The sequence below is a fragment of the Leifsonia sp. NCR5 genome, assembly GCF_002105485.1.
Taxonomy (GTDB): Bacteria; Actinomycetota; Actinomycetes; order Actinomycetales; family Microbacteriaceae; genus Leifsonia.
Genome location: NZ_NCSR01000002.1, coordinates 114720 through 130422, shown reverse-complemented (window position 1 = coordinate 130422; position 15703 = coordinate 114720). Strand labels below are relative to the sequence as shown.

Annotated in this window: 15 protein-coding genes and 1 tRNA gene; 8 read left to right on the top strand and 8 right to left on the bottom strand. The window is 68.4% G+C overall.

The genetic code is table 11. The features are described 5' to 3' along the window. Positions 1 to 2 precede the first annotated feature (2 nt). Positions 3 to 623 carry a TetR/AcrR family transcriptional regulator gene (locus B7438_RS02655; RefSeq protein ID WP_085367795.1) on the top strand — a complete coding sequence of 207 codons (621 nt, stop codon included), beginning with the start codon at positions 3 to 5 and terminating at the stop codon, positions 621 to 623. A gap of 57 nt (positions 624 to 680) precedes the next feature. Here the strand turns inward: B7438_RS02655 and B7438_RS02650 are convergent, their stop codons facing one another. Then, positions 681 to 2819, bottom strand: a complete 2139-nt coding sequence (locus B7438_RS02650; RefSeq protein WP_085367794.1) for a 3-hydroxyacyl-CoA dehydrogenase NAD-binding domain-containing protein — start codon at positions 2817 to 2819, stop codon at positions 681 to 683. A 322-nt stretch (positions 2820 to 3141) separates the two neighbouring features. On the opposite strand from B7438_RS02650, the gene B7438_RS02645 reads away from it, so the two are divergent. Together B7438_RS02645 and B7438_RS02640 are read left to right on the top strand one after the other, a co-directional pair. Next, positions 3142 to 3870, top strand: a complete 729-nt coding sequence (locus B7438_RS02645) for a hypothetical protein (protein ID WP_143465550.1) — start codon at positions 3142 to 3144, stop codon at positions 3868 to 3870. A gap of 11 nt (positions 3871 to 3881) precedes the next feature. Then, positions 3882 to 4121, top strand: a complete 240-nt coding sequence (locus tag B7438_RS02640; protein WP_168689584.1) for a PLDc N-terminal domain-containing protein — start codon at positions 3882 to 3884, stop codon at positions 4119 to 4121. An 84-nt stretch (positions 4122 to 4205) separates the two neighbouring features. On the opposite strand, the gene B7438_RS02635 is transcribed toward B7438_RS02640, so the two are convergent. The 3 genes from B7438_RS02635 to B7438_RS02625 form a co-directional block, all read right to left on the bottom strand. Next, positions 4206 to 5396 (bottom strand): thiolase family protein, encoded by a 1191-nt coding sequence (locus B7438_RS02635; protein WP_085367791.1) that lies wholly within the window; start codon positions 5394 to 5396, stop codon positions 4206 to 4208. 71 nt (positions 5397 to 5467) lie between these two features. Beyond that, entirely contained in the window at positions 5468 to 6664 is a 1197-nt protein-coding gene (locus tag B7438_RS02630) for a ribonuclease D (RefSeq protein ID WP_085367790.1), read from the bottom strand. After that, positions 6657 to 7250 carry a DUF3000 domain-containing protein gene (locus tag B7438_RS02625; protein ID WP_085367789.1) on the bottom strand — a complete coding sequence of 198 codons (594 nt, stop codon included), beginning with the start codon at positions 7248 to 7250 and terminating at the stop codon, positions 6657 to 6659. The genes B7438_RS02630 and B7438_RS02625 overlap by 8 nt, the downstream gene beginning before the upstream one ends. A gap of 100 nt (positions 7251 to 7350) precedes the next feature. Between B7438_RS02625 and B7438_RS02620 the strand changes: the two genes are divergently transcribed. Further along, positions 7351 to 8562, top strand: a complete 1212-nt coding sequence (locus B7438_RS02620) for a S9 family peptidase (protein WP_085367788.1) — start codon at positions 7351 to 7353, stop codon at positions 8560 to 8562. Here the strand turns inward: B7438_RS02620 and B7438_RS02615 are convergent. Both B7438_RS02615 and B7438_RS02610 read right to left on the bottom strand, forming a co-directional pair. Then, complete coding sequence (locus B7438_RS02615; protein ID WP_085367787.1) at positions 8559 to 9014, bottom strand: SufE family protein; 456 nt, start codon at positions 9012 to 9014, stop codon at positions 8559 to 8561. The genes B7438_RS02620 and B7438_RS02615 overlap by 4 nt on opposite strands. Before the next feature lie 9 nt (positions 9015 to 9023). Continuing rightward, positions 9024 to 9923: a sulfurtransferase gene (locus B7438_RS02610; protein ID WP_085367786.1), complete on the bottom strand. Its 900-nt coding sequence runs from the start codon at positions 9921 to 9923 to the stop codon at positions 9024 to 9026. A gap of 154 nt (positions 9924 to 10077) precedes the next feature. Here B7438_RS02610 and zapE point away from each other — a divergent pair, with 154 nt between their 5' ends. From zapE to B7438_RS02595, 3 genes are all read left to right on the top strand, one after another. Then, the gene (zapE, locus tag B7438_RS02605; RefSeq protein WP_085367785.1) at positions 10078 to 11127 is read left to right on the top strand and encodes a cell division protein ZapE; all 1050 of its coding nucleotides are present in this window, start codon (positions 10078 to 10080) and stop codon (positions 11125 to 11127) included. A 199-nt stretch (positions 11128 to 11326) separates the two neighbouring features. Further along, positions 11327 to 12601: an ammonium transporter gene (locus B7438_RS02600; RefSeq protein ID WP_085367784.1), complete on the top strand. Its 1275-nt coding sequence runs from the start codon at positions 11327 to 11329 to the stop codon at positions 12599 to 12601. A 122-nt stretch (positions 12602 to 12723) separates the two neighbouring features. Next, the gene (locus B7438_RS02595) at positions 12724 to 13965 is read left to right on the top strand and encodes an ammonium transporter (protein WP_085367783.1); all 1242 of its coding nucleotides are present in this window, start codon (positions 12724 to 12726) and stop codon (positions 13963 to 13965) included. 325 nt (positions 13966 to 14290) lie between these two features. Here B7438_RS02595 and B7438_RS02590 read toward each other — a convergent pair whose 3' ends face one another. Beyond that, positions 14291 to 14803, bottom strand: coding sequence for a hypothetical protein (locus B7438_RS02590; RefSeq protein ID WP_143465548.1), 513 nt, complete (start codon positions 14801 to 14803; stop codon positions 14291 to 14293). A gap of 160 nt (positions 14804 to 14963) precedes the next feature. Between B7438_RS02590 and B7438_RS02585 the strand changes: the two genes are divergently transcribed. Next, positions 14964 to 15509 (top strand): type II toxin-antitoxin system PemK/MazF family toxin, encoded by a 546-nt coding sequence (locus tag B7438_RS02585; RefSeq protein ID WP_256921837.1) that lies wholly within the window; start codon positions 14964 to 14966, stop codon positions 15507 to 15509. Between the two features lie 63 nt (positions 15510 to 15572). On the opposite strand, the gene B7438_RS02580 is transcribed toward B7438_RS02585, so the two are convergent. Continuing rightward, positions 15573 to 15645 (bottom strand) — tRNA-Val (locus B7438_RS02580). Positions 15646 to 15703: the final 58 nt, after the last annotated feature.

The window sequence follows — 15703 nt, the reverse complement described above, 5'->3', positions numbered from 1 at the left end:
TCGTGGACATCCAGACCTCCCGCCCCCGACGCCGTGGGCCGTACGCGAAGAGCGCAGCGCGCCGCCGCCAGATCGTCGAAGAGGCGTACCGCGTGTTCGCCACGCGCGGCTACCACGCCAGCTCCCTGCGCGAGATCGCGACGGCGGCCGGGATCAGCCTCTCCAACCTGCAGCACTACTTCTCCGGCAAGGAGGACGTGCTGCTGGCCGTGCTCGAACTCCGCGACGAACTCGGAGCCGGGGAGGCGAGCAGGGCGCACGACGAGCCGTTCGAGACGCACATCGTCGCGCAGGCGGCGGCCAACGAACGCATCCCGGGGCTGATCGCGCTCTACAGCGTGCTCTCCGCCGAGGCGGTCACCGCCGACCACCCCGGCCGCGAATACTTCCTCGGACGCTACGACGCGCTCCGCACGGAGTACGAGGCCGAGTTCGCCGCGCTCCGCGCCGACGGGCGGCTGCGCGACGGCGTCGACCCGGCGCTCGCCGCGGCGTCCGTGATCGCGCTGTGGGAGGGCATCCAGTTGCAGTGGCTGTACACGCCGGAGCGGATCGATGCGGCGGCCGCACTGCGTGCCTACCTCGACCTGGTGATCGTGCCCGCGACGACGAAAAGCCGGTAACTTCGCCGAAATCGGGTGAAATCGGCACAGTTACCGGCATCTCGCTGGCAGCTGCTGCTACGCGACGCCCTTCACGGGGGGATGCTGGAATGTGTCCCCGAAGACGCGCTCGGACGCACCGACCCTGTCGAGGTACGGCGTGATGCCGCCCATCTGGAACGGGAAGCCCGCGCCGAGGATCATGCAGAGGTCGATGTCCTCCGGGGCGGCGACCACGTGGTCGTCCACGAGCATCCGGTGGATCTCGTCGGCGAGGCCGTCCTCGAGCCCGCGCAGGATCTGGTCCTTGGTCCACGGGTTCTTGCCGCCGGAGACGATCTTCGCCGCCTGCTTGTCGATGCCCTTGACCCTGCCCTTCGAGTCCTTCTCCAGGAGGGTGCCGTGCTCGGCCAGCCTGTGCAGGTTCTCGCTGCGGTAGAACCGGTCGGGGAACGCGGCGTGGTGCGTGTCGAGGACGTGCGCACCGACCTTGAGGCCGACCAGGTCGAGCAGTGCCGACGGGGGCATCGGGAGGCCGAGCGGCGCGAACGCCTCGTCGACCGTCTCGAACGGCGTTCCGTCGTCGACCGCGTGCATCGCCTCGCCGAGGACCTTCGCCAGCACGCGGTTGACCACGAAGCCGGGGGTGTCGGCGGTGATGACCGCGTTCTTCTTCAGGGCAGCCGCCGTGACCATCGCGGTCGACAGGGTCGCCTCGTCGGTGTTCGGTGTGTTCACGACCTCGATCAGCGGCATGACGGCCACCGGGGTGAAGAAGTGGAAGCCGACCAGCCGCTCCGGGTGCTTCAGCTTCGCGCCGATCTTCTCGACGGACAGCGAGGAGGTGTTGGTGGCGAGCACGGCGTCGTCGGAGATGTACTGCTCGATCTCCCCGAACACGTCCTGCTTGACGGACAGCTCCTCGAACACGGCCTCGATCACCCAGTCGGCGTCGGCGAACAGCGACTTGTCCGTCGTGCCGGTGACGAGCGCGCGCAGGCGGTTGCCCTCATCCGGGGAGATACGGCCCTTCTCCTGCAGCTTGCCGATCTCGTCGTGGATGTACGCGACGCCCTTGTCGACGTGCGCCTGGTCGAGGTCGGTGATGACCACGGGCACCCGCAGGCGACGCACGAACAGCAGCGCGAACTGGCTGGCCATGTATCCCGCGCCGATCACGCCGACCTTGGTGACCTTCTTGGCGAGCTTCTTGTCCGGAGCACCCGCCGGGCGCTTCGCCCGCTTCTGCACCAGGTTGAAGGCGTAGATGCTGGCCTGGAACTGGTCGCCGGAGATGAGTTCGGCGAGCACGTCGTCCTCGCGCTCGAAGCCCTCCTCCTTGGTGCCGGACTTGGCGGCCTTCAGCAGGTCGAGCGCGGCGTACGGCGACTTCGGCACGGTGCCGATGCGGCTCTCCAGCATCTTGCGGGCGATGCCGATGGCCGCATCCCACTTGACCATCCGCTCGACCTTGCCCGGCACGTTCGGGCGCTTCACGGTGAGTTCGCCGGTGAGCACCCTGTCCGCCCAGCGCAGCGAGTCCTCCAGGAAGTTCGCCGAGTCGAAGATCGCGTCGGCGATGCCGAGGTCGAAGACGTCCTGCGGCTTCAGCATCCTGTTCTGCTTCAGCGGGTTCTCGACGATCACCTTGAGGGCGTTCTCGATGCCGATCAGGTTCGGCAGGATGTACGCGCCGCCCCAGCCGGGGATGAGGCCAAGGAAGACCTCCGGCAGCGCGAACGCCGCCGCCGACCTGTCGATGGTGCGGTAGTCGGCGTTCAGGCCGATCTCCACACCGCCGCCGAGCGCGAGCCCGTTGGTGAAGACGAACGACGGGACGCCGAGGGTGGCCTGCTTGCCGAGCACGTAGTGACCGAGCTGGGGGAGCAGCTTCGCCACCTCGACGCTCGGGATGTCGCCCACCCGGGAGAGGTCGGCGCCCGCCGCGAGGATGAACGGCTTGCCCGTGACGGCGACCGCGTCGATCTCGCCGCGGCCCGCACGCTCCGTCAGCTCGTCGAAGGTCTTCCCCAGTTCGAGGAGGGTCGCAGGTCCCATCGTGTTCGGGCGCGTGTGGTCGCGCCCGTTGTCGAGGGTCACCAGCGCGAGCGTCTTGCCGCTCGGCAGCGGGATGTCCTTGACGAACGAGTGGGTGACGACCTCGTCGGAGGTGAGGTCGACGAGCGGGCTGAAGTCGATCTTGGAATAGTCGGTCACGTCTTTATGCCTTCCGAGCGCGCTTTGTGATGTGAGGGTCTCCGACACGCGCTGACTGACGCCGTCGTAGAGCCCTGATGTCCTCGGAGGAGGCTATCGAGCCGGGCGGCGTGCCGCACATCGCTTGCCGCTGTGCACAACGGCGCGGGCGTGGATGGTGCTTCGCATTGGCGGAACCTTACAGTCCGGCTGGGGTGACGGGCGCTGAGCGGCGTGGGGTCGGATTTGACCGTTTGTGATGCGTAAAATTGTCACATCTGGAACATTAACGTTACAGTGCGGCGTATCAGTAATGAGGCTGATGCGACACAACGAGGTGAAAATGACCACAGCAATTCGACGGCCCCTCTTTTCGATCGCGGCGGCAGCGGGGGCTCTTTGCCTCGCGCTGACGGGCGCAGCGAGCGCTACGGGAGCGCCTGCCGAAGGGACGGCGTCGCCTCTGTCGGCGGCTGACGCGCAGGTTCTTCGCGCAACGCTCGCGAAGTTCGACGTGCCCGTCGCGACGCAAGATGAGCTCATCGCACGCGCCCGAGCAGGCCAGGTGTGGGATGCCAGCACTCCGAATGCCGTCCCGGTCTCGGAAGAACGCGGTGTCGTCAAGGACGGATTCGAGTATGACGTGAAGCGGTTCGCCGACGGCTCTGTCGCATACGCCGGGCTCGAGATTCCCGCTGTGGAGCAGGGCGGCGGACCCCAAGGACGGGCGATCTCGCAGTGTCGCTATCAGAGCGGGTCCGGCTACTCGAACGCGACCGGCTGCCAGATCGATGGCGCGTGGGGGACCATCTTCGTCGGCGCGATCAATGTGGGCTACACCCTGGTCCAGGGCGGGTCGGATCAGATGATCGACGGCGGCTATGGGTTCCAGCGCTGCGTCTACCCGACGTCGTGCAGTTCGCCTGTCCGCGTCTCGTGGAAGAAGTCCGAGAACGGTTCCGCTGCGTATCAGCGGTGGCAGGCTGATGTGAGCGGCGGCTATCTGGGCACCTGGAACGTCTGGGTACAGTTGAATGTCGGCGGCGATCGCGCCTGGCAGACCAACTCCTGAAGGGATCTGCGGTGAGCAATCCTGAGATTCCCGCGGTGTTTGACGTTGCCGGGGTCGCCATCGCGCTCGTCGCGGCTGTTCTCGTGGTTGCGGCGCTCGTCAGCGTGTCGGTCTCGAGATCGGTGACGCCGCCGCAGCGAGTCGCGTGGCTCCTCGCAGTGCTCCTTCTGCCCGCTCTCGGCGCCATCGCCTGGTTCGCGACCGTTGCGGTCGAGCGGACGCGCGGGCGGGTGACGCGGACGACCAAGTAGCGCCAGCCGAAGCCAGCCACGGAAACACGAATGCGCCCGATGTCTTCATCGGGCGCATTCGCGTTGTCGTGCAGGAGGGCACGACTAGCCGCGGTAGTGGGGGTTCTCCCAGATGACGCTTCCGCCCTGGCCGAGACCGACGCACATCGCCGTGAGGCCGTAGCGGACCTCTGGGTGCTCCTCGAACTGGCGGGCGAGCTGGATCATCAGGCGCACGCCGCTGGCGGCGAGCGGGTGGCCGACGGCGATCGCGCCGCCCCACTGGTTGACGCGCGGGTCCTCGTCGTCGATGCCGAAGTGGTCGAGCAGCGACAGCACCTGGATGGCGAACGCCTCGTTCAGCTCGAACAGGCCGATATCGTCGATGGTGAGACCGGCCTTGCGGAGCGCCTTCTCGGTCGACGGCACGGGGCCGATGCCCATGATCTCCGGCTCGACGCCGGCGAACGCGAAGCTGACCATGCGCATCTTCGGCTGCAGGCCGAACTCCTTCACCGCGTCGCCGGAGGCGAGCAGGCTCGCCGTCGCCCCGTCGGTCAGGGGCGACGAGTTGCCGGCCGAGACGCGGCCGTGCGGACGGAACGGGGTGCGCAGGGTCGCGAGGGACTCCATGTTGGTCTCCGGGCGCATCCCCTCGTCCTGGGTGGCGAGGCCCCAGCCGCTCTCGGAGCGGATGGCGACGGGCACCAGGTCGGGCTGCAGCTTGCCGGCCGCGTACGCCGCGGCGGTCTTCTGCTGGCTGCGCATCGCGTAGCGGTCGGAGCGCTCCTTCGTGAGCGCGGGGAACCGGTCGTGGATGCGCTCGGCGGTCATGCCCATGTTGAGGGCGTCCTCGCCGACCAGGCGCTCCGAGAGGAAGCGCGGGTTCGGGTCTGCGCCGAAGCCCATCGGGTGGCGTCCCATGTGCTCGACGCCACCGGCGATGGCGAGGTCGTACGCGCCGAACGCGATGCCGGAGCCGAGGGTGGTGACGCTGGTCATGGCGCCCGCGCACATCCGGTCGATGGCGAAGCCGGGCACCGATTTCGGCAGGCCGGCGAGCAGTGCTGCCGTGCGTCCGAGGGTGAGGCCCTGGTCGCCCTGCTGCGTGGTGGCCGCGATGGCCACGTCGTCGATCCTGTCCTTGGGCACATTCGGGTTGCGCTCCAGCAGCTCGATCATGGCCTTGACCACCAGATCGTCCGCGCGCGTGTTCCAGTACTGCCCTTTTTCGCCGGCTCGCCCGAACGGAGTGCGCACTCCATCGACGAAGACGACATCAGTTCTATCGGCCACAATGCCTCCCAAATCAGGTCGGATTCGATCCTAGGGATGCGATGCGCGCCGGAAGAATCGTTTGATTCTTTCTACGAATCCGCTTCCGTGGCGTCCGGGCCGTTTTGGCTGGCTTCCACAAAGGCCTGGGCGATCGCCTGTGAGGTTGCCTCAATCTGCCAGGGCCGTGCACCCCACTGGGCGAGGGCCGCGCCGATGGATGCGCTGTCCAGCGACTCCGGCGGCGCCCACGCCACCCGGCGCAGCGTCTCCGGCGTGAGCAGGTTCTCGACAGGGATCGACAGCTCCTCGGAGAGGGAGGTGACAGCGGCGCGCGCCGCCTTCAGCCGGGCGTCCGCCTCCGGGTTCCTGTCCGCCCACGCGCGCGGGGGAGGCAGGGTGTCCCCGTTGCCGCGCATCACAGGAAGGTCGTCGGTGGTGCGGCCGGCCTCGATGGCCTCCCACCAGCGGTCCAGCTCCGTGCGGCTGGCGCGGCCGTTGAACTCGCGGAGCGACGCGAGACCGCGCTTGGTCTCCGGCATGGCTTTCGCCGCGGCGGTGAGCGACGCATCCGGCACCAGGCGGCCGGGCGCGATGTCTGTGGTGCGGGCCAGCTCGTCGCGGCTCAGCCACAGCTCCCGCGCGACGGCCAGGTTGCGGATGCCCCTGATCGAGTGGATGCCGGACAGGCGCCGCCACGGCTCGTTGCGCACCACCTTGAGGTCGCGGGCCAGCTCGTCGTCGAACTCCTGCTGCGCGATCGCGGTCTTGCCCTGTTCATCGAGGAGGGCGGCGATCGCATCCCGCAGGTCGGGGAGCAGCTCGACGTCGAGGGCGGCGTAGACGAGCCACGGCTCCGGCAGAGGCCTGGTCGACCAGTCCGCGGCGGAGTGCTCCTTGGCGAGGTGGATGCCGAGCAACTCCTCCACCACGGTGCCGAGGCCGACCCTGGGCATCCCGAGCAGCCGGGCGGCCAGCTCGGTGTCGAAGACGTGGTGCGGGTCGAGCCCGACCTCGCGCAGGCAGGTGAGGTCTTGGGTGGCGGCGTGCAGCACCCACTCCTCGTCGGCGATGGCGGCGTTCAGCTCGTCGAAACGGCCGACGGCGGGAGGGTCGAAGAGGAAGGTGCCAGCATCGCGGCGGAAGACCTGGATGAGGTACGCCCGCTGCGAGTACCGGAAGCCGCTGGCCCGCTCCGCGTCGACGGCGACGGGTCCGTTGCCCGCCGCGATGGTCTCGACCGCGTCGAGGTATTCGTCCCTGGTGTCGATGACGTGATGATCAGCCACGCGGGGTCCGTCTCGTCAGCAGGCTCACACCCTCGCCGGTCGGCGGGAGCCCGGCCAGCATGCAGAGCAGCTCGCCCCAGCCCTCGACGTGCGCGGAGATGTCGCTCTCCAGCGGGCTCCAGGATGCGCGCAGCTCGATCTGCGACCCGTCGCCCTGGGCGGCGAGCTCCCCGAAACCGGTGGAGATGATCTTGGTGGCCGTGCCACTCGCCGCGGTGTACTTCGCCTGCCGGGCGTCCAGCGCATCCACCAGCCACGACCAGGCCACGTCGGCCAGGAACGGGTCGAGCCCGATGTCGGTCTCGAGCGGCGCCTGCGCGAAGCAGACGATGCGGAACGGGCCGCCCCACGCCTCCGGCTCCGCCTCGTCGTAGAGCAGGATGAACCGGCCGGTGCCCAGGTCGGAGTCGCTGCCGTGCCTGGTCGGCCGCACGTCGGCCGCCAGCGCGACGGAGTACGGCGCGAGCTGGCCGGGCGCTGGGATCTCGGTGACCACGAGCTCCGGACGGGACGTCGCGTGGCGGATCGTCTCCAACGCCGCGGCGAACTCCGGGGGAGTGCGTGGGGTCGAGGGTGTTGTCGGCACGATAGGAACACTAGGGTCCTTTGCCGGGTGGCGACGGTAAGGCACGCCGCCTGGGGAAGTCCTGAACACCCCGTCGGCGTATCGGGGTTACGCTGACGGCATGGCGCGTTCGACGTTCGCGAAATCCGTCCGCACGGCCGTCGTCGCGGCCGCAGTCCTCGGCCTCGCGGCCGGAGCGGGAGCCGTCCTCATCATGACGAGGGTGGCGCGCACCGTGGTCACGCCGGTGCGCAAGCGGCCGCAGAACCAGAGCATCCGGGCTGTCGACCTGGATGCGGGGACGGTGACGCTGCGCGAGACGCCGGACTCGTCGGTGCCTGGCCGCTACGGCCTGTGGTTCGCCGAGGAGACCGGATACGCGAAGATCGGCGGCGTGATCTCCCGCGAGGACGGCTCGGTGACCCGCACGCTGGAGTCCGTCGCCTTCGGAGACCTGCGCCCCGGCCGGGGACGCATCAGCGGCTACTACTACCTCGAACCGTCAGAACTCGGCCTTCCCGTCGAGAGCGTCACCATCGACACCGAGCTGGGCGAGGCCCCCGCCTGGCTGTTCCCGCCGGACGACGGGCCGGGCGACCGCTGGGTCATCCAGGTGCACGGCTGGGGAGCCACCAGGCAGGAGGGCCTGCGCGCGGTCCGCACCTTCCACGACCAGGGGTACACCACCCTGCTCGCGTCGTACCGCAACGACGGGGACGCCCCCAACAGCGCTGACCGCCGTTACGGCCTCGGCGGCACGGAATGGCACGACATCGACGCGGCGCTCCGATATGCGGAGGACCACGGAGCCACCTCCATCATCCTGATGGGCTGGTCGATGGGCGGAGCCGTCGTGCTGCAGACCATCACGCGGTCGTCGGCGCTCGGCCTGCTCCGCGGCATCATCCTCGAATCGCCGGTGATCGACTGGATCGACACCCTCGAATACCAGGCCAGGATGCTCCGGCTCCCCGACCCGATCACCCAGGGCGCCCTGCGCCTGATCGAGTCCACCTGGGGCGGCCCGTTCACCGGCCAGGCAGCGCCGATCGACCTGACCAGCATGAACTTCGTCGCCCGCGCGGCCGACCTCAGCCTGCCGACGCTGATCCTGCACAGCGACGACGACGGGTTCGTGCCGTCCACCGCATCCCGGGCGCTCGCCGCAGCGCGCAGCGACATCGTCACCCTCGTGCCGTTCGCGACCGCCCTGCACACCAAGCTCTGGAACTACGACGAGGAACGCTGGAGCACCTCCATCGCCGGCTGGCTCAGCGAGCACATCGACGTGGCTGCGCCGACGGCGGCGGAAGAGGCAGAAGCCGCAGGCTAGGCCGCCAGCTTCTCCCGCACCTGCCGCTTGGTGCGGCCGAGCAGCGCCGTCATGCCCCGGATGCGCAGCGGAGACACCGCCTGGGTGAGCCCGAGCGTCTGCGGATAGTCGTCCGGAACGGCCAGCACCTCCTCGGCGGTCAGACCGGCGAGGCCCTGGGCCAGGATCGACGCGAACCCGCGCGTGGTCGGGGACTCCTCCGGCGCGGTCGCGTAGAGGTGGACGATGTCGTGCTCGTCCACCTCCACGAAGATGTAGACCGGCGACTGGCATTCGACGACCCGCTCGAACAGATCCGGATGGTCGCGGTACCGCTCGGGGAGGTCGGGGAGCTCCTCGGAGAACTCCAGCAGCAGCTGCAGCCTGTCCGGCTGCTCCAGCGCGAGGAAGTCGTCGCGGATCTCCGCCAGAGCTGGTGCGAGGGCGGGTGACGTCGAAGCCGGATCAGTCATACGACAAGGCTACTTCGCGGGGACCTCGCCCGGCTCGCTGCCCGTGACGATCGGTACGCGCACAGCGGAACCCCACTCCGTCCACGACCCGTCGTAGTTGCGCACGTTCTCGAACCCCAGCAGGTGGGTGAGCACGAACCAGGTGTGGCTCGACCGCTCGCCGATCCTGCAATAGGCGATCACGTCGTCGCCCTCCTTCAGGCCCGCCTCGCCGAGGTAGATGGCCTCGAGGTCCGCGCGGCGCTTGAACGTCGCATCCGGAGCGGCAGCCCGCGCCCACGGCACGGACGCGGCGGACGGGATGTGCCCTGCCCGCAGCGCGCCCTCTGTCGGATAGCCGGGGATCTCGGTGCGCTCTCCGCTGTACTCCTCGGGGGAGCGGACGTCGATCAACGGCTTCCCGAAGTGGGCGAGGACGTCGTCCTTGAACGCGCGGATGACGGTGTCGTCGCGCTCCACCACGGGGTACTCCACCGGGGTGACGCTCGGCTTGTCCTTCGTGATCGGGCGGCCCTCGGCGATCCACTTGTCCCTGCCGCCGTCGAGCAGGCGGACGTCCTCGTGACCGAACAGGGTGAACACCCAGAGCGCGTACGCGGCCCACCAGTTGTTCTTGTCGCCGTAGATGACCACGGTCGAGTCGCGGGCGATGCCCTTCGAGCCGAGCAGCTCGGCGAAGCGCTCGCCGTCGACGTAGTCGCGCTGAACAGGGTCGTTGAGGTCGGTGTGCCAGTCGATCTTCACGGCGCCGGGGATGTGCCCCGTCTCGTACAGCAGCACGTCCTCATCGGACTCCACCACGACCAGAGCCGGCTGCCTGAGGTGTTCGGCGAGCCATTCGGTGCTCACCAGCCGTTCGGGATGCGCGTACTCGGCGAAAGCGGGGGACGGGTCGACCTCGATGGACATCGTGCATTACCTCCAGGGGGCGCCTCGTGGGCGCGAGGGGAACTATCGGCTCGGTCGGTTTAGGCTGGACACCCCGACACTGTGCGAACTTACGTACCAGGCTATCTGCGCGTAAACCGGTGCGGTAAGACTTCGACACAAAGGTGCAGCTTCCATGACGATCGACCAGACCGGCGCTCTGGTGCGCCTCGCCGACCGTGCCCCGCAGATCACCGGGGCGGAGATCGCGTCGTCGCTGGTCCCGCCGTCGCAGTTCGAGAACGCGACGTTCGAGTCGTACCGTCCCGATCACGACTATCCGTCGCAGGCGGAGGCCGTCGGCATCCTGCGCACGTTCGCGAAGTCGTGGGAGCCGCAGCGCCCGGCCGGGCTGTTCAGCCGCAACCGCAAGAAGGCGGAGACCAAGCCGGGCGTCTACCTCGACGGCGGCTTCGGCGTCGGGAAGACGCACCTCCTCGCCGCGCTCTGGCGTGAGGCTCCCGGCCCCAAGTACTTCGGCACGTTCATCGAGTACACCGCGCTGGTCGGCGCGCTCGGCTACGCGGGCGCTGTCAACCTGCTGCGCGGCTCCACACTGATCTGCATCGACGAGTTCGAGCTCGACGACCCGGGCGACACGATGATGATGACCAGGATGCTCGGCGAGCTCGTCGCATCCGGCACCAGGATCGCGGCCACCAGCAACACCCCGCCGAACGCACTGGGCGAGGGTCGGTTCGCCGCGAGCGACTTCCTGCGCGAGATCCAGTCGCTGTCCGCCAACTTCGAGACCATCCGGATCGACGGACTCGACTACCGCCGCCGCGACACGGAGGGCAGGGCCGTCACCGTCGAGCAGGACGAGTACGACCGCATCACCGGAGCCCTCGGTGCACGCGGGGAGACGGTCACCAGCGACGACTTCGACACGCTGATCGCGCACCTCGCGACCGTGCACCCCTCCCGCTACATCAAGCTGCTCGACGGCGTCGACGTCATCGGCCTCACCGGCGTGCGCATCCTGCACGACCAGATGGCGGCGCTGCGCCTGGTGGCGTTCATCGACAGGGTCTACGACGCGGAGATCCCGATCGTGCAGACCGGGGTGCCGCTCAGCGAGGTGTTCGACGAGGACATGCTCGGCGGCGGATACCGCAAGAAGTACCTGCGCTCCGTCTCCCGCATGATCGCTTTGACCACCGGAGAGCTCCCCCCGCACGACTGACGACGCTCGACGACGACGCTCGACGGATTCCGGGCGGCACGAAACACGATGTTTACACGCATTGTGGATGCGTAACAGACCCGAAACACGAGCATCCCTCCACGGAAACCTCCCGTGATGAAACTGGGCACACCCCGAAACGCTCACCGATCAGCCAGACCGGGGCCCGTGCGCATTCATGAGAGAGGTAGACCAACGTATGTTGCTACACACAGCAGCGGACTACGCAGAGGCAGGGACCGTCAACTCCCTGTGGCTGCTCGTCGCCGCAGCCCTTGTTCTGCTGATGACCCCCGGCGTCGCCTTCTTCTACGGAGGAATGGTCCGCGCCAAGAGCGTCGTCAGCATGATGATGATGAGCTTCGGCGCGATGGCGATCGTGGGCGTCCTGTGGGTGTTCTACGGGTACGGCCTCGCGTTCGGCAAGCCGCTCATCCCACACTTCCTCGGAACCCCCGACTGGTTCCTGTCCAGCCTGATGGGCAAGGACGGCATGACCCCCGACCTGGGCGGCCTCGCCTTCGCCGGGTTCCAGGCCACCTTCGCGATCATCACCGTCGCCCTGATCTCCGGTGCGATCGCCGACCGTGCCAAGTTCGGCGCGTGGATGGTGTTCGCCGGCATCTGGGTCACGGTCGTCTACTTCCCGGTCGCGTACTGGGTGTTCAACCTGGCCGACGGCTGGGCGCCCGCCCTCCTGCACGTCAACGACTTCGCGGGTGGTACAGCGGTCCACATCAACGCCGGAGCCGCCGGCCTCGCACTCGCCCTGGTGCTCGGCAAGCGCGTCGGCTTCCAGAAGGGCATGTCGAAGCCGCACAACGTGCCGCTCACGCTCCTCGGCGCAGCGCTCCTCTGGTTCGGCTGGTTCGGCTTCAACGCCGGCTCGGAGGCCGCAGTGGACGGCGTGGCGGCGATCGCCTGGATCAACACCCTCGCCGCTCCGGCTGCCGCCACCATCGGCTGGCTGATCGTCGAGAAGTTCAAGGACGGCAAGCCCACCTCCATCGGTGCGGCGTCCGGTGCGGTCACCGGCCTGGTCGCGATCACCCCGGCCTGTAACATCCTGACCCCCGGGTTCGCGATCCTCCTCGGCCTGGTCGCCGGTGCCGTCTGCGCCGTCGCCATCGACCTGAAGTTCAAGCTCGGCTTCGACGACTCGCTCGACGTGGTGGGCATCCACCTCATCGGCGGTCTCATCGGAACGCTCTGGATCGGCGTCTTCGGCTTCACCCACATCGACGGCGACGCCACGAAGGGCTTCTCCAGCCTCCTCTACGGCGGCAGCTTCGCCCAGCTCGGCGCGCAGGCGATCGGCGCGTTCAGCGTGATGATCTACTCCTTCGTCCTGGCCTGGATCATCGGAACGGTCATCCAGAAGACGATGGGCTTCCGCGTCAAGAACGAGGACGAGCTGGCCGGCGTCGACACGGTCGTGCACGGCGAAGAGGGCTACGCCCTCGAGACGGTCTGATCGGACCGACCAGCAGCGCAGTAACCACAGCACGCGAGCGGGGTGTCGCCTTCGGGCGGCGCCCCGCTTCGCGTGCGCGCCAGTAGTGTGTTGATGCCCGGTTCGCGCGACGAGGAGGACGGATGACGCCAGCCACGAGCGCGCAGGTGGACGCCCTCCTGCTCCTGGTGAGCGCCACGTTCGTGATGGCCGTCGTGCCGGGGCTGGCATTCTTCTACGGCGGCATGACCGGCGCGCGCGGGGCCTCCCAGGCGTTCAGGGCAGCCCTCACCGGGTCGGCCATCGTCGTCGTCCTGGCGGTGGCCGGCGGCTACGGGATGCTCGCGGGGGATCCGCTCATCGCCCACGTCGTCGGGCGGCCGGACTGGGGGCTCGCCAGGGAGTTCACCCCGGGCAGCGGGGCGGCATCCACGATGTACCCGCTGGCGAGGGCCGGCTACCTGATCGCGGTCTGCGCCGTCGCCGTGACGATCCTCGGCGCCGCTGTCGCCTCCCGGGTGACCCTGCGGGCCTGGGCGGTGTTCTCCGCGCTGTGGAGCGTGCTGGTGCTGTTCCCCGCCGGCTACGCGGTCTTCGCGCTCAGCGACGGCTGGGCGGTCTCCGGGATGCACGTGATCGACTTCGGCGGCGCCATCCCGGTCAGCCTGGCGGCGGGCAGCGGAGCGGCGGGGGTGATCCTCGCCTGCGGTCACCGCGACCATCCCGTGGTCGGAGAGCGGCGCCTGCCGCTGGTGGCGGTCGGCGGGGCGCTGGTCTGGGTGGGCTGGTTCGGCCTCACGGTCGGTTCGGAGGGCGCCCTCGACGCCTTCGCACCGCTGATCGCGCTGAACACGCTGATGGCGTCTGCAGGGGGAGCGCTGATGTGGATCATCGTCGACAGGGTGCTGCTGCGTCGGCCGACGGTCACCAGCGCGCTCTGCGGCGCGGTGGCCGGCCTCGTGGCGATCACTCCGGCCTCCGGCGTGCTCACCATCGGCTGGTCCCTGCTGCTCGGCGCCCTGGCCGCCGTCGCCTGCGCCAGCATGGTCGACCTGGCCGCCCGCGCACGCTTCGGCGTCCCGATGACGATCTGCGTCATCCACATCGTCGCCAGCCTCGTCGGCCTGCTCTACATCGGCCTGTTCGCCACCGGAGACGGGATGGTCGACAGCGGCAACTTCGACCTGTTTGTTGCCCAGGCGGTCGCGGGTCTCGGCGTCGGCGCATACTCGTTCGTGGTGTCGCTGGTCATCGCGACGGTGCTGCGGCACACCATCGGCCTCACGCGGCTCCGGTATGGTGCCAGCGATGGTCTGGCCGATGGCGCGACGTCGCGTGGTATGCCGTCGCAGGCTGAGCCGGTTCGGCGTGACGATCCGCTCTGACGCTGGCAGTGGATGCACTGCGCCCCGCGGATTCGATGGACAATCCGCGGGGCGTTTCCGTCGTGCGCCAGCGTGGAGGCTAACGCTTCGAACGACTTCTTGAGCCCGTTCTGCTGACGATCGTGCCGAATACCCACGCAATCGCCGCAATGACGATTGCCGCGGTGAGCATTGCGCCTATGGGGAGGGTGCTCTCAGTGGTGGGTCCGGCCGCGATCGACAGCCAGATCGCAGCAGCAATCAATCCGAGTGCGACGCCGGACAGAAGGGCGGTGATCCAATGGATTCGAAACATGACGATCCCTATTCTTACGGTCTCCTCCAGCTATTGCGCCCAGCAGACGAAGCCGGCGAGGGACATCTCGACGCCGGTTCCGTTCTTGCTGCACTGATCGATCGACCACGCCGAGTACGCCGCGACCGCGCCGACTGCGACGAGAGGAAGAGACGTGGGCGGGAACGCTGCAGAAAGCGCCCCGAGTACGCCCGCGACTCCGGCCGTGCCTGCGATGGCGTTCACGACCTTCGGTGTGATGCACGAGTCCAGCTTGAAGTGATAGCCGATCCAGTCGTACCAGAACGCGTTCTGGCCACGGCAGGTAGCGCGAGCCGATAGCCGCGAGGGGAACTCGCCATTGTCGTTCACGACGTGACCGCCTCCAATGGCGACGCCCTCGGCAAAGTCCCGTGCGAGTTCACGCGGCACGCCATTGCCGATAGCGCCGGCGAGGTCGAAGGTGACGATGCCGCCCTCGGTTGTTGACGCGGCGCCGATCCGGGACCAGTTGGCTTCGAGTTCTTCGATTTGCGATCGCACGTCAGGCGGCAACTGCTCCATTGATGCTGCGGCGATTTCGACCGAAGCGGGCCCGCTGGGCGAATGAGGTGAACTTCATTGTGCTCCTTTGCATGGTCACCATTACTGATGTAACCCGCACAAATATTAGCTATCAATTCCTCGATTCGGCAAGTCTGCAGCGCTCCGGTACCATCCACCGATGGCATCCCCGATGAACCTGCTCCGCGCGATGGTGAATGCGCTACTGCCGACGCAGAAGAAATCCCAGCACACGACACCCGCCGCGACCATGACCCGGGCGGCATCCCGAGCTGACGCCGCCGAGCCCGGCCGCACGGGCTCGTCCGCCACGGTCGAGGTCGACCCGCGCGCCATCGGAAGGGTGACGATGACATACAGCCCGGCCACCGACGGCGACGCCGACCCCGGCGAGGTCGTCTGGACGTGGGTGCCGTACGAGGAGCGCGACGGCCGCGGCAAGGACCGCCCCGTGCTCGTCGTCGCGGCCGAGCCTGGCGGCACGGTGCTGGCCGTCCAGCTCACCAGCCAGGCGCATCCCGGTCGTTCGGAGTACGTTCCGATCGGCACGGGAGGGTGGGATGCGCAGCGCAGGCCCAGCTACGTCAACACCGACCGCGTCTTCCGGGTGCACCAGTCCGGGATGCGCCGCGAGGCGACGGCCCTCGACCGCCGCCGCTACGACACCGTGCGCGACGCGCTGGTCGCCCGCTACCGCTGGCGTTGAGCGGCGCTGCACTCCCTGCTGACCGGGGCAACAGGAAAGGCCACGGTTTCCCGTGGCCTGCTGTGGGCGATACCGGACTCGAACCGATGACCTCTTCCGTGTGAAGGAAGCGCGCTACCAACTGCGCCAATCGCCCTGGGGTTTCGCTGCCGTGAACCGGCTGCGAGACTCGATACTAGCCGACGAACGGGGCC